This window comes from Anaerobacillus sp. QJM3NY_17 (assembly GCF_056173665.1).
Map to the genome: position 1 here is coordinate 2,314,979 of NZ_CM149685.1, position 13,523 is coordinate 2,328,501.

12 protein-coding genes are annotated in these 13,523 nt (G+C 40.7%); 1 reads left to right on the top strand and 11 read right to left on the bottom strand.

The window, feature by feature from the left end:
* Positions 1 to 18: 18 nt before the first annotated feature.
* The 10 genes from AC0VYV_RS12150 to AC0VYV_RS12195 all read right to left on the bottom strand — a co-directional run bounded on the left by AC0VYV_RS12150 (position 19) and on the right by AC0VYV_RS12195 (position 11,278).
* Complete coding sequence (locus tag AC0VYV_RS12150; RefSeq protein ID WP_475373857.1) at positions 19 to 795, bottom strand: enoyl-CoA hydratase; 777 nt, start codon at positions 793 to 795, stop codon at positions 19 to 21.
* Positions 795 to 1,679: a 3-hydroxyacyl-CoA dehydrogenase family protein gene (locus tag AC0VYV_RS12155; RefSeq protein ID WP_475372584.1), complete on the bottom strand. Its 885-nt coding sequence runs from the start codon at positions 1,677 to 1,679 to the stop codon at positions 795 to 797. The genes AC0VYV_RS12150 and AC0VYV_RS12155 overlap by 1 nt, the downstream gene beginning before the upstream one ends.
* Before the next feature lie 82 nt (positions 1,680 to 1,761).
* Positions 1,762 to 2,331 carry a TetR/AcrR family transcriptional regulator gene (locus AC0VYV_RS12160; protein ID WP_194221803.1) on the bottom strand — a complete coding sequence of 190 codons (570 nt, stop codon included), beginning with the start codon at positions 2,329 to 2,331 and terminating at the stop codon, positions 1,762 to 1,764.
* Positions 2,332 to 2,407: 76 nt separating this feature from the next.
* Complete coding sequence (locus tag AC0VYV_RS12165; RefSeq protein ID WP_475365294.1) at positions 2,408 to 4,024, bottom strand: long-chain-fatty-acid--CoA ligase; 1,617 nt, start codon at positions 4,022 to 4,024, stop codon at positions 2,408 to 2,410.
* Positions 4,025 to 4,042: 18 nt separating this feature from the next.
* Complete coding sequence (locus tag AC0VYV_RS12170) at positions 4,043 to 4,795, bottom strand: SDR family NAD(P)-dependent oxidoreductase (protein ID WP_475365295.1); 753 nt, start codon at positions 4,793 to 4,795, stop codon at positions 4,043 to 4,045.
* A 12-nt stretch (positions 4,796 to 4,807) separates the two neighbouring features.
* Positions 4,808 to 5,977: a thiolase family protein gene (locus tag AC0VYV_RS12175; RefSeq protein WP_475365296.1), complete on the bottom strand. Its 1,170-nt coding sequence runs from the start codon at positions 5,975 to 5,977 to the stop codon at positions 4,808 to 4,810.
* Between the two features lie 17 nt (positions 5,978 to 5,994).
* The gene (locus AC0VYV_RS12180) at positions 5,995 to 6,768 is read right to left on the bottom strand and encodes an SDR family oxidoreductase (RefSeq protein ID WP_194221807.1); all 774 of its coding nucleotides are present in this window, start codon (positions 6,766 to 6,768) and stop codon (positions 5,995 to 5,997) included.
* 15 nt (positions 6,769 to 6,783) lie between these two features.
* Positions 6,784 to 7,992 (bottom strand): acyl-CoA dehydrogenase family protein, encoded by a 1,209-nt coding sequence (locus AC0VYV_RS12185; RefSeq protein ID WP_475373858.1) that lies wholly within the window; start codon positions 7,990 to 7,992, stop codon positions 6,784 to 6,786.
* Between the two features lie 102 nt (positions 7,993 to 8,094).
* A complete protein-coding gene (locus AC0VYV_RS12190; RefSeq protein WP_475365297.1) occupies positions 8,095 to 9,633 on the bottom strand; it encodes an acyl-CoA carboxylase subunit beta in 1,539 nt (512 codons plus the stop codon).
* 13 nt (positions 9,634 to 9,646) lie between these two features.
* The gene (locus AC0VYV_RS12195; protein ID WP_475373859.1) at positions 9,647 to 11,278 is read right to left on the bottom strand and encodes a class I adenylate-forming enzyme family protein; all 1,632 of its coding nucleotides are present in this window, start codon (positions 11,276 to 11,278) and stop codon (positions 9,647 to 9,649) included.
* Between the two features lie 142 nt (positions 11,279 to 11,420).
* Between AC0VYV_RS12195 and AC0VYV_RS12200 the strand changes: the two genes are divergently transcribed.
* Complete coding sequence (locus AC0VYV_RS12200; protein ID WP_430242888.1) at positions 11,421 to 11,867, top strand: hypothetical protein; 447 nt, start codon at positions 11,421 to 11,423, stop codon at positions 11,865 to 11,867.
* Positions 11,868 to 11,907: 40 nt separating this feature from the next.
* On the opposite strand, the gene AC0VYV_RS12205 is transcribed toward AC0VYV_RS12200, so the two are convergent.
* Positions 11,908 to 13,431, bottom strand: a complete 1,524-nt coding sequence (locus AC0VYV_RS12205; protein ID WP_475365299.1) for a carboxypeptidase M32 — start codon at positions 13,429 to 13,431, stop codon at positions 11,908 to 11,910.
* Positions 13,432 to 13,523: the final 92 nt, after the last annotated feature.

The window sequence follows — 13,523 nt, forward strand, 5'->3', positions numbered from 1 at the left end:
ATCGATTCCTCTTTTCTATTACTTATGAGTAAAAGCAGGCTTTCTCTTTTCGATAAATGCTTGAACGCCTTCTTTAATGTCATCTGTTTGGAAAACTTCCTCGAATAATTCCGCCTCAAGCTCAACAGCTGATTCAATTGGAAGATGAGCTCCTTTATTCACAGCGTGTTTAATTCGTGATAAAGCCTGTAGGGATTGTCCGGTTATTTTGGCAGCAAGCCCCTGCGCATAAGCCATTCCCTGGCCCGACGGTACAACGTGATTTACTAGGCCAAATCGATCGGCTTCTTCTGCAGAAATCGGTTCTCCTGTAAACATCATTTCTTTTGCTTTTGCTTCTCCAATCAGTCTAGGGAGCCGCTGAGTTCCCCCACCACCTGGGAAAAGACCTAGCTTTATTTCAGGAAGTCCAAGTTGAGCATGCTCTTCAGCAATACGCATATCGCATGTCATCGCAAGTTCACATCCACCGCCGAATGTTAAACCATTAAGAACCGCAATTGTTGGCTTAGGAAAGTGATCAAGATAGTTTAATACCTGATGAGTTTCCATCACGATATCTTTAAACCCTGTATGTCCAATCCACTCAGGAAATTCCTTAATATCTGCACCAGCCATGAATGCTTTATTACCAGCACCTGTTAAAATCACTGCAACAGCATCTTGATTGGCTTCTAACTCTGTAAATACTTCAAAAAGTTCTGTAGATACTTGCTTACTCATCACATTTAAAGGGGGATTATTAATCGTCACAACCGCTGTTTTCTCATGAATTTCATACGTTACCATTTTCATTAATTTTTCACTCCTTCTTTTGTATAGTCATACCAGCCTTTACCTGTTTTTCTTCCTAATGTTCCAGCTTTCACTTTATCTTCTATCGCCTTTGAAGGTTTATCCTCTGGATTACCTGTTTCATTATAGCGTTGCTGCATCACGTAATAACCTACATCAATTCCTGATAAATCCATCAATTCAAACGGACCGATCGGATGATTTAAGGCTTTTCTACAGATGAGGTCAATATCTTCAAAATCAGCGATGCCTTCCTCATATAAATACATCGCTTCTTTTTGTAAGGCACCAAGAATACGATTCGCAACAAAACCGGAAATCTCTTTCTTTAACAATACACCTGTTCGATTAATTTGCTCACAAACAGCCATTGTAAGCTTAGCTGTTTCTTCCGACGTTGCATCGCTCATAACAACTTCCACACAATCCATCACTAGTGGTGGGAAGAAAAAGTGCATATTCACAACTTTATCTTTACGATTCGTTGCGGACGCAATTAACGAGTTCACAATCGTTGAACTATTCGTAGCAAGAATTGTATTCGGATCAGCTAGTTGATCGAGCTTTTCAAATACCTCTCGTTTCACATCTAACTTCTCTACAATTGCTTCAATGATAAAATCAGCTCGGACAGCAGCTTCTTCAAGACTAGTCGTGAATTGCAGGCGTTCAAATGCTGCTGATTTTTGTTCTTCGGTTATCTTCCCTTTTGAAACCCACTTTGACATAATTCCTTCAAGCTTTTCTCCAGCTTCTTTTAGTGCTTTTTCATTGATATCTTGAATGGTTGTTTCATAGCCACCAAGTGCGCAAAGCATCCCAATTTGGTGACCCATTGAACCTGCTCCCAATACTGTAATGTTCTTGACTTCATCGATTTTCATACCTTTTCCTCCTTAATTAACTAACCGGTTAGAATGTTTGGGTCGAAAGCGTTTACATTATAGTGAAATGAGAAAGGAAAGCTTATTCGCTTTCCTCTATTCCGTTTAGTACCATATCCACAAAAATGCTAGCTACTTCCTTATCTGAAACTGGACCGTTTGGTTTATACCACTGATACGTCCAGTTTGTAATGCCAAGAATGGCAAACGTCACAATCCCAATATTGAGATCACTTTTGAATTCTCCGTTTTCAACACCTTGTTTTAAGAGATCCTGAAAGTAATAGCGAATTTGATCACGCTTTGGAAGAATTTCGGCTAAGTTTTCTTCTTTCAAGTTTTTCATCTCACGGAAGAAAACTCGTGCACTATGACCTTCTAATTCGACGTTGTGAATTAACATGTACACCATATCGTATAGCTTAGTTTTACAATCTTTCGACACATCTTCTAAAATTTCCTTTTGTTGCTTAATCATTCCGTCGATATAAGAAGAGTGAATATCCATCAGCAATTCTTCTTTACTCTTAAAATAGTAATAAAATGTGCCCTTCGTTACGCCAATGGCATCGACAATATCTTGAATTGACGTTTCACTAAAGCCTTGCTTCTCAAAAAGCTCAATACTTTTGACAGTCAGTTTGTGTTTCATGCTAGTACCCTCTCAATCTATCAATGTTCATTGATTAAGATTATATCATATGGAGGCTACTCAGAAGCATCCTTAGCTATACTTGACGTGCTTCATCGCGAATGGATCTTCTTAAAATTTTCCCTACGCTAGTTTTAGGGAGCTCGCTACGGAATTCGACGATCTTTGGCACTTTGTATGGAGCCATTTCATCCTGACAATAAGAAACAACTTCTTGCTCTGTTAATTCAGCTCCTGGCTTCTTAACGATAACCGCTTTGACAGTTTCACCACGATAAGGATCCGGAACACCTACTATGACAGCTTCCATAACAGCAGGATGTTCATATAGAACCTCCTCAATATCACGCGGATAAATATTATACCCACTAGCAATAATAAGGTCCTTTTTGCGATCAATAATGGAAATATACCCATCGCTGTCCATCTTTGCAATATCGCCTGTATATAGCCAACCATCTCGCAATGTATTAGCCGTTTCTTCTGGCATGTTCCAGTACCCTTTCATAATTTGTGGTCCTTTAATCACCAGCTCCCCTGACTCACCAATCGGAAGCTCTGTTTTCCCTTCACCTAGATCGACAACCTTATACTCCGTTGAAGGAAACCCAATTCCAACACTACCAGGCTTACGTTCACCGAATGGTGGATTTACATGAGTCGTCGGTGAAGCTTCACTCAATCCATATCCTTCGAGTATTTTAGCCCCAGTTTTCCTCTCAAATTCCTTCATTAATCCAACGGGCATTGGGGCGCTTCCGCTATTACAGGTCCGAATGCTACCGAGATTATACTTTTCTGCATCAGGATGATTTGTAAGTCCTACATACATCGTTGGGACGCCTGGAAACATTGTTGGTTTTTCGGTTTCGATCGTCTTCAATACTTCATCAACATCGAATCTTGGTAAAATCACGCTCTCCGCACCAATTCGAATTGACAAATTCATACAAGACGTCATTCCAAAAACGTGAAATAACGGAATGACCGTTAGGCACTTCTCTTCACCAAAGATAAACTCTCCTTTAAAGAATTCAAGGCTTTGCTCTACATTTGCAATTAGATTACGATGAGTGAGCATTGCTCCTTTTGATCTCCCAGTTGTCCCACCAGTATATTGAAGTACGGCGATTTCTTCCTTTGGATCGACAGAAATTTCGTTTAGTTGCTGAGTTGAGCTTTGAATAAATTGGTCAAAGGTCATATCTGGAGCGAAAGATACCTCAGTAGGCTGAAGGGAAACAACAATAACGTTTTTCACATTCGTTTCATTCTGTATCGCTTTTAATCTTGGATAAAGGGCATCATAGATCACAATCGTTTCCGCACCTGAATCCGCTAATATGTACTGAAGTTCGCGTTCAACGAGCATTGGATTAATTTGTGTAATGGTTCCTCCTGCTCTTAATACACCATAGTAGCTAATAGCAAACTGTGGACAGTTAGGCAGCATGAGGGCGACACGATCTTTTGGTTGCATTTGAGAGGTATTCTGAAGCGCAGAACCAAATGCTGAAGAAAAGTGCCCCAGCTCACGGTACGTTATTTTTTTCTGATAGAAAGATAGCGCAACATGATCTGGATAATCGTTCACTGTTTTCATTAACATATCTTGAAGTGAAATGTTCGGAATGTCAATCGTACTGGAAATCGATTCAGGGTAATGCTTAAACCAACTCTTTTGCTCGTTCATGCTTACACCTCCGAATAATTAAAACGTTAATCCTCCTCCGTCAACAAGAAGGCTAGTTCCTGTTACGTATGAGGCCTCATCCGAGACTAGAAACAGCACGGCGCTTGCAATTTCTTCTGGTTGTCCTACCCTTTTTAGCGCATTGGCTTTTGAGATAATGGGCCATTTACGATCGTCTTCCTTCCATGGTGTAACAATATTCGTATCGATAACACCTGGACACACAGCATTCACTCGAATATTCTTACCTCCGTATTCAAGTGCAGCATTTTTCGTTAATGTAATCACCCCGCCTTTAGAGGCATTGTAAGGGGCCATGAATTTTTTCCCCTTTAGTCCTAGAAGGCTAGATGTATTAACAATGGAACCACCATTTCTTTTTTCCATTAACGGAATACTGAATTTCATTCCTAGAAAAACGCCTCGTAAATTAATCGACACGACACGGTCCCATTCATCAACGGACATATCAGCTAACTTTACTTCTTCATTACTAACACCAGCATTATTAAAAAGAATGTCGAGTCCACCATAATGCTTTCCACATTCTTCTACAAGCGCTTTCATATCTCCTTCATTTGCTGTGTCTGTTTTTACAAAAATGGCATCACCTCCCATTTCCTTCACTTGTTCGACAGTTTCCTCTCCAGTTTCAGAGTGAATATCTGAGATAACTACTTTCGCCCCTTCATTTGCAAAGCGAATGGCAGTCGCTCTTCCAATTCCTCCTCCGCCTCCAGTAACAATCGCGATTTTATCCTGCAGCCTCATTTTACGCCTCCCTTATTCTCTTTCAAGTATTGTAGCGATCCCCTGACCTCCACCAATACAAGCTGTAATCAGCGCATATTTTCCATCTCTACGATCAAGCTCATAAACTGCCTTTGTGGCTAAAATCGCTCCTGTTGCCCCTAATGGGTGACCATGAGCAATAGCGCCTCCATTGACGTTCAGTACATCATGGTTCATGTTAAGTTCTCGATCACATGCAAGTACCTGTGCAGCAAACGCTTCATTAATTTCAATTAAATCCATTTCCTCAAGAGATAATCCAGTTTGCTGCATAACTTTATTTGTAGCAGGAACAGGTCCAATTCCCATAATATTAGGATCTACTCCGCTTACAGCATATCCTTTAACTACGGCAAGTGGTTTCAAACCGAGCTGCTCTGCTTTTTCACGCGACATGACAATGAGAGTGGATGCCGCATCATTTAAGCCTGAGCTAGATCCAGCTGTCACCGATCCTCCCTTCTTGAAGACAGGTGCCAAGGAAGAAAGCCGTTCCAAAGTAGTTTCGGGTCTAGGATGTTCATCCTTTTTCACTTCAATTGGGTCACCCTTACGAACAGGAACATGAACAGAAGCAATCTGCGAGTCAAAATATCCCTCTACCATAGCTTTACCCATTCGTTCCTGACTTCTTAGTGCAAACTCATCTTGTTCTTCTCTAGAAATTTGATATTTCTCTGCTAAATTCTCGGCTGTAATTCCCATTGGAGGATCTCCAATTTCATGAGGGGAAAGCCTGGATTTCATAAAGCGTGGTGGCATTGTACTATATGGTTTTGAAGGCTTTTCCATTAAATAAGGCGCTTGACTCATACTTTCTGCCCCTCCGACAATATAAACGTCTCCGTCTCCCGATTTAATCGCCTGTGCAGCAAGATTAATCGCATTCAGTCCGGATCCGCACTGTCGATCGATTGTTAAACCTGGTATAGAAAGCGGAAGACCAGCCTGCAATGCTGTCAGTCTAGCGATATTTCCGCCACCTCCAATAACATTTCCAAAGATCACATCATCGATTGATTCAACCTCCAAATTGATTCGAGCAACGGCTTCCTTAAGAGCGATTGCCCCAAGCTCGTGTGCTTGAATCCCAGCAAACGCTCCTCCTTGCCTACCAATAGGTGTTCTTACGCTTGAGACAATAACTGCATCACGTTTCATATTAGCTTCCTCCCCCATTACATTGCATGTTGTCCACCATCAACAATTAAAATATCTCCTGTTACATAATTAGAAGCATTTGATGCTAGAAATAGTGCTGCCCCTTTTAGATCATCATCTGAACCAAAGCGATTAAGTGGAGTCGTTTCTAACATTTTTTCGCCACCTGCATCAATCAATCCCTTCGACATTTTTGTAGGGAAGAATCCTGGTGCAATCGCATTAACATTTATGTTATAGCCACCCCACTTTACAGCAAGGTCTTTTGTAAATGTGATAACGGCTCCTTTACTCGTGTTATAACCAATCGCGTCCATATAGCGTGGATCAGCACCACCAAGACCTGCGACAGAAGCAATGTTAATGATTTTTCCACTTTTTTGGTTAATCATTTCTTTTCCAACAGCCTGTGCAAAGAGAAATGTCCCAGTTACATTAACTTCCATAACTTTATGCCATGCTTGAAGTGGCATTTCAACGACTGGCGCACCCCATGATGCACCGCTGTTATTGACAAGAATATCAATACGACCAAATTCTTTCATCGTTTCATCTACAACATGCTGAACTTGCTCTTGATTCGTTACATCACATTCAAAAGCTAGAGACTTTACTCCGGCTTTCTGTAGCTCCTCACTAACAGCTTCACAAGCCTCTCGTTTCCTTGAACAAATAACTACATTAGCTCCAGCTTCTGCAAATCCTTCTGCGATTTGCTTACCAAGTCCTCTTCCACCTCCTGTAACAATCGCAGTCTTACCAGTTAAGTCAAACAGTTGCATAACGTTCATCCTATATCCCCCTCGTTATCTATACTTCTTCAATTCTTGTCTTGCTACTGCGCTACGATGCACTTCATCCGGACCATCAGCCAGTCTTAGCGTTCTCGCATTAGCCCAGTGAGCAGCTAGCGTATAATCATCACTAACTCCAGCACCGCCAAAAGCTTGGATGGCGCGATCAATAACACGAAGCGCCATATTAGGAGCCACTACTTTGATCATCGCAATTTCTGCTTTCGCTTCTTTGTTCCCAACTGTATCCATCATATATGCCGCTTTTAAGGTAAGAAGTCTTGCCTGTTCAATTTCAATACGAGAATCAGCGATCCATTCTCGAACAACACCTTGCTCAGATATTTTCTTCCCGAACGCTTCTCGTTCTTGTACGCGCTTACATAAATCTTCAAGTGCGCGCTCTGCCGTACCGATTAATCTCATACAGTGATGAATTCGACCAGGACCTAGTCGCCCTTGAGCAATTGCAAAACCTTTTCCTTCTTCCCATAGCATGTTTGTAGCTGGTACTCGAACATCTTTATATTCAATTTCAGCATGTCCGTGCGGTGCGTGGTCATACCCAAAGACAGGAAGAACACGTTTTATTGTCACCCCTTTCGTATCAAGAGGAACAAGAATCATCGACTGCTGTTCGTGCTTTGATGCGTTCGGATCGTTTTTGCCCATTACAATAGCAATTTTGCACCTAGGGTCACCTGCACCTGACGACCACCACTTTGTTCCGTTGATAACGTACTCATCACCATCACGTTCGATTCGTGCTTGAATATTTGTAGCATCAGATGACGCAACATCAGGTTCTGTCATTGAGAAACAGGAGCGGATGTCCCCAGAAAGAAGAGGTTCAAGCCATTGTTCTTTTTGCTCGACTGTTCCGTAACGGACTAATACTTCCATATTTCCAGTGTCAGGTGCCGCACAGTTAAATACTTCAGGCCCAATCATAGAACGCCCCATTACTTCACAAAGAGGAGCATATTCAGCATTGGTAAGACCTGCGCCATACTCACTATCTGGAAGAAAAAGATTCCATAATTCAGCATCTTTCGCTTTCTGTTTTAACTCTTCCATAATTGGTGGAATGGCAGACCACCTACTATCTTGCGCTGAAAGCTGTTCTTCATAGACTTTTTCATTAGGGTATACATTCTCATCCATAAATGCCGTTAATTTTTCAAGATACGATAAGCAACGCTCTGAATAGTCGAAATTCATCATTTGTTGGCTCCTTTTACCAGTTATCTAACTAACCGGTTGGTATGTTCTTATAATAATTATAAATTTATTATTCAAAATATTCAATACAAATGTTAAAATTTAAAATCCTGTTGGCCAATTAGCTAAATTTCTATTGCTTTTTGAACCGTTTTTATAACACGCCAGTTCAAGGGTTCTGGCAAGAAACACCCGCGTTTCGCCTGGATCAATGACATCATCGATTAAATGCTTCGCGGCTGCTTTATAAGGAGAACTATCAAAGCTCCATTCCTCTAAAAGCTTCTCTCGATCCTGTTTCGGATTTTCAGATTGCATTAATTCTCTGCCATAAACGACATTCACACCAACTTCTGGTCCAGTAAAATTAATTTCTGCTGATGGCCAGGCGACGACAAAATCCGCTCCCATTGTTGGGCCACACATATTCCCGTAAGCTGCCCCTACACTTTTTCTGATGACTACGGAAAGTTTCGGAACCGTGGACTGCGCTAGAGCCTGATTCCACATCATAATTTTCGTCGGGATTTTTCCCTTTTCTGCTTCGGAACTTACTCGGAACCCTGGAATGTCGTGAAGGAAAATCAAAGGTATATGAAATGAATCACACATACAGATAAAATCAGTCGCCTTTTCACATTCCTGTACACCAGCAGCACCTGCATATTTCATCGGTTGATTTGCAATAATCCCTACTGTCCTTCCTCCTATTCTTGATAGAACAGTTAAGAGAGCAGGTCCAAACTCGGGTTTAAGTTCAAAGAACTCCCCGTTATCGACTAACTCTTTCAACACCTTTTTCATGTTATACGCACGATTCCGTTTCTCTGGAACAATTGAAAGTAGCTGATCAACTCGCCTTTCGAGCGAATCCTCATTGTGACATAATGGTGGTTCCTCTTCACTATGCGAAGGAAGATAGCTTAAGAATAACTTCAATTGATCAATGCATTCCTCTTCCGAGTCTGCAGATTGATCAATCTGACCTGTGTGCTTATGATGAATTTCAACACCTCCTAGCTGATTCTCTGTTATTTTCTCTCCAGTTGCAATCTCAAGCATTCTTGGACCAGCTACCCCCATGCACGTCCCATTCAGCTGTGTCACAAAATCCGAAGACACCGCTAGCCATGTTGGTCCTCCGAAACTATCACCTAAAATCGCTGTGACCATCGGAACTTCACGATGATGCATTAACATTTCTTGAGGGAAAAGCTTATCACTAATACCATCAGAGCCCATTCCATCTGGCATTCGGAGACCTCCCCCTTCACTTAAATTAACTAATGGTAAACCTCTCTTTAATGCATACGCATGAGCAGCTTTTGTTTTTCGAATATGGACAGCACCTTCTGTACCTGCAAATACTGTTTTATCACCAGCTTGAACTACTATCGGGCGTCCATCTACCCGAGCAACTCCACAGATCACACCGTCACCTGGACTTTTTTCCTCGAGTCCTGGAATATCAGACGAGGTTAATTTACCAAGTTCAAGAAAGGACCCTTCATCAACTAGTAGGGCAATTCGCTCCCTAGCTGTCTTTTTACCTTTTGCATGAAGCGCGTCGATTTTATGTTGTCCCCCCATACGCTCTGCAAAAACTCTACGATTCTTTAACTCTTCTACAATATTCTCCATAATCTCACTCTCCTTATCTATCTTTTAACAGTCTTCTCAATACTTTACCTGAAGATGTTGCGGGTAAGCTCTTTCGAATTTCAATCACTTTTGGTGCTTTATAAGCTGCCATATGAGCTTTCGCCCATGCTAATAATTCTTCTATAGATCGATTTGAATCGTTAGGGTCAAGGACAATGACAGCTTTAATGATTTCTCCTTTTTGCTGATCAGGTATTCCGATAACAGCTGTTTGCATAATGGCTGGATGTTCATTCATTAGTGCTTCTACATCTTCTGGAAAAACGCTATATCCTGAGCTCTTTATCATTTCTTTTACTCGACCTTTAAAATACAAATATCCTTCTTCATCAAGGTGACCAATGTCGCCTGTATGAACCCATCCGTTTTTAAGCGTAGCCGCAGTCTCTTCGGGTCGATTGTAGTACCCTTTAAACACACCAGGGCTTTGAATAATAATTTCTCCTTCTTCATAAGGTGGTAGCTCACCCCCACTCTCAAGACCGACGATTTTAATGGTAGTATGATGAATCGGAATGCCACAACTCCCATACTTAATGTTTTCTTTTGGCATAAAAGTGTCACATGTATGTGTCTCACTCAATCCATAAGAAGCTTCATAAAGCAAACCGCCCGTTATTTCTTTCCATTGATTTGCTAGTTTTTCAGTTACTTGGAGCCCGAAACTCGTCGCTAGGTTTAGTCGAAGGGAAGTAAAATCACGCTGTTCAATATTTGGTATTTGCATGATCGCTCCATTCATTGGAGCAATGCTATACCACATTGTAATACGATGATCCTCAATTGTACGAACTACGGTTTCTGGGTCAAATCGACTTAGTAACACCGTTTCATTGCCACTATAAACTGGAAGATTGACGCCCATAACCATTCCAGCAATATGACATAACGGGGCATTGGCCAGTAGCTTTTCACCTTCCCCTACTTGATTACATGTCATTGTTGCAGCGGTTTTATATAAAGCGTTTTCATAAGTTAACATAGCTGCTTTCGGTCTTCCTGTTGTGCCAGATGTAAACACCATCAGAGAAACGTCATCTAATTGAACTTTAGCAGACTGAAATAGATTCGATTCTGTTTCAAAAAGTGATTCAAGAGTCGTAAACCTTGAGGCTTCCTCGGAGTTAAGTAATTCTTGCGGTACGAGAGAGAGATTTTCCTGCTGAATAAGTGATTGATAAGAAACCGTAACAATAAAGGAGAGACTATCTTCCATTTCGTGAAGCATTGGCAATAGTTCTAGGCCGGATACTATACCTTTGATATCTCCTTCGCTTATTAAATATGAAAGCTCTGATGATTTATACATTGGGTTTAATGGTACAACAACTGCCCCGAGCTTTTGGATCGCATAATGGGAAATAAGATATTGCGGACAGTTTTGCATAAATACTGCCACGTGATCGCCTTTCGTTACCCCGATCCTTGCCAAATAATTAGCCAATTGATTTGATCGCTCACTCCATTCCTTCCATGTCAATTCGTAACCATAGTAATGGATTGCTGTTTGATTTGGTGAAACTTCGGCATTTAATGCAAGATATTCATGAAGCGGCTTTTTCCCATTTAAGTATTCTAACGTTACTGGAACAGCTTCTGGCCAACTCGTTTTCATTTTTTTCATAATAGCCTCCTTCATACTGACCGTATGGTATGTCTTTCGTTTATCATACATGTAGCCGTTCTCACTATTCAATATAAAATTCATGTTTTACATAGATAAAATTGGGAAATAGTGTTTTATCACTTTGAAAGGAAGAATGAAGATGAATAAAAACTTATACCAGCTCACACAAGAATATGAAAAATTCACCGATGACTGCAAAGGTGAAACCGTTCCAGAATTTGTAGAGAATTTCATATATGGCTCAATGGACTACAACGAACAGAACCTTCCTAAACTAACGGAAGAAATGGGGAAACAAGCTCAGAATCAAGAACCAGAAGAATTTAAAAGAGCTTTTGACGAAATGCTCCTATATCTAAGAGATCGATTTATGGCGCTCGATCCAGATAAAGAATATTGGCCACTTCACTACCGTGAAGGCGTTAGCGCATTTGTAGCGATGATTGATGGGTTAATCGTTCAATATTTCTCAGGACTATATACAGTAGAAGAATTGAAAGAGCGTACTCCACTATTTGCTGCGGTCATTCTTAATGGATTCGTTGGTGTTAACGAAAACGAATATGAAGCTCTATCGACAGATTAATTGTAAAAAATCCTGCCTTGCCGGCAGGATTTTTAATCTATTATCTTTGCAGGCGATAAACTTGTGAATACTTCTCTTCAAGATATTGAATCAAATATTCAGCATTTAGCCCTTCGCCAGTAATGTCTTTAATAATATCAATTGGTTGCTTTAGCTTACCGTACTGATGGATGTTTTCTGTTAACCATTCTTTAATAGGCACCAAGTCACCCTGTTCTAATAGCTCATCAAATTGTGGGATGTCTTTTAACATAGCATTCTTAATTTGAGCCGCATAAATGTACCCTAGCGCATAGGAAGGGAAATAACCAAATGAGCCACCTGACCAGTGGACATCCTGAAGAACGCCGACCGCATCGTTATCTGGAGTAATGCCTAAATACTGCTCCATTTTTTCGTTCCAGATCGTTGGCAAATCCTTCACTTCAATTTCTCCATTAATCAATCCTTTTTCAATTTCGTAACGAACCATGATATGCAGCGCATACGTCATTTCATCTGCTTCAATTCGAATCAAAGAAGGACCCGCAACGTTAATGGCACGGTAATAATCTTCTAATGAAACATCATCAAACTGTCCAGTTGAATAGCTTTTAAGCTTGTCGTAATTGTTTTTCCAAAATGATTGATGACGACCCACGAAGTTTTCCCAGAAAAGAGACTGTGATTCGTGAATCCCCATAGACGTACCAGTACATAAAGGCGTGCCAATCAATTTGGGTGATAAATTCTGTTCGTATAAAGCATGACCGCCCTCATGAATCGTACCAAATACTGCTGTGCGAAAATCACCTTCATCATACTTCGTCGTAACACGCACATCACCAGGATTCAGTCCAGTTGCAAATGGATGAACCGTCGTATCAAGACGACCAGCGTCAAAGTCATACCCCATTTTCCTCAATACTTCCATACTGAAGGCTTGTTGCTTATCTTGTGGGAAATGTTCAAACAAAAAGTCAGTTTTGGGCTGATCACTCGCATTAACAACTTGTTGTACAAGTGGCACAATATGTTCTCTAAGTTGGTTAAATACGCGATCAATCATTTTCACTGTTACACCTGGTTCAAATAGGTCAAGCAGCGTATCATATTTATTTTCATCGTATCCCCAATATTCGACAAATTTCTGATTGAATGCCACAAGCTTTTCGAGATACGGTCTAAACAATTCGAAGTCAGCTTTTTCCTTCGCTTCTTCCCAGATCGTCTCTGCTTTCGAACTTAAAATGACATATTCAGAGTACTCTTCTGCAGGAATTTTTATGTTCCGATCGTAGTCTTTACGGCACTCTTCTACCGTTTTACGAGTGATTTCACTTAATTCAGTTTGCTGGTCTTCCTTTGTAAGCTCATCAAGATACCCCTTCATTTCAGGAGATACCGACATTTCAAAAACTTCAGAAGACATCATTCCAATAACCTCAGAGCGCTGTTCAGCACCTTTTTTTGGTGCGCCAGTGCGGAGATCCCAATACATAACCCCAATCGCTTCATTAAAACTCGTCATTTTCTTTACATAATTTAAAAATTCCTGCTCGGTTTGTTTGATTTCTGTTGCCAAATCGTTCAACTCCTTAAAAAGTAATTTCCTTCATAAAAATAAATTCGACATATCTCGTTTAACTATGTAAGGATTTGTCGGAAGTTAAAAAA

Bases quoted from the DNA above. Each gene is read 5' to 3' on its own strand.
- AC0VYV_RS12150 (WP_475373857.1), bottom strand. From the start codon at position 795: ATGAAAATGGTAACGTATGAAATTCATGAGAAAACAGCGGTTGTGACG.
- AC0VYV_RS12155 (WP_475372584.1), bottom strand. From the start codon at position 1,679: ATGAAAATCGATGAAGTCAAGAACATTACAGTATTGGGAGCAGGTTCA.
- AC0VYV_RS12160 (WP_194221803.1), bottom strand. From the start codon at position 2,331: ATGAAACACAAACTGACTGTCAAAAGTATTGAGCTTTTTGAGAAGCAA.
- AC0VYV_RS12165 (WP_475365294.1), bottom strand. From the start codon at position 4,024: ATGAACGAGCAAAAGAGTTGGTTTAAGCATTACCCTGAATCGATTTCC.
- AC0VYV_RS12170 (WP_475365295.1), bottom strand. From the start codon at position 4,795: ATGAGGCTGCAGGATAAAATCGCGATTGTTACTGGAGGCGGAGGAGGA.
- AC0VYV_RS12175 (WP_475365296.1), bottom strand. From the start codon at position 5,977: ATGAAACGTGATGCAGTTATTGTCTCAAGCGTAAGAACACCTATTGGT.
- AC0VYV_RS12180 (WP_194221807.1), bottom strand. From the start codon at position 6,768: ATGAACGTTATGCAACTGTTTGACTTAACTGGTAAGACTGCGATTGTT.
- AC0VYV_RS12185 (WP_475373858.1), bottom strand. From the start codon at position 7,992: ATGAATTTCGACTATTCAGAGCGTTGCTTATCGTATCTTGAAAAATTA.
- AC0VYV_RS12190 (WP_475365297.1), bottom strand. From the start codon at position 9,633: ATGGAGAATATTGTAGAAGAGTTAAAGAATCGTAGAGTTTTTGCAGAG.
- AC0VYV_RS12195 (WP_475373859.1), bottom strand. From the start codon at position 11,278: ATGAAAAAAATGAAAACGAGTTGGCCAGAAGCTGTTCCAGTAACGTTA.
- AC0VYV_RS12200 (WP_430242888.1), top strand. From the start codon at position 11,421: ATGAATAAAAACTTATACCAGCTCACACAAGAATATGAAAAATTCACC.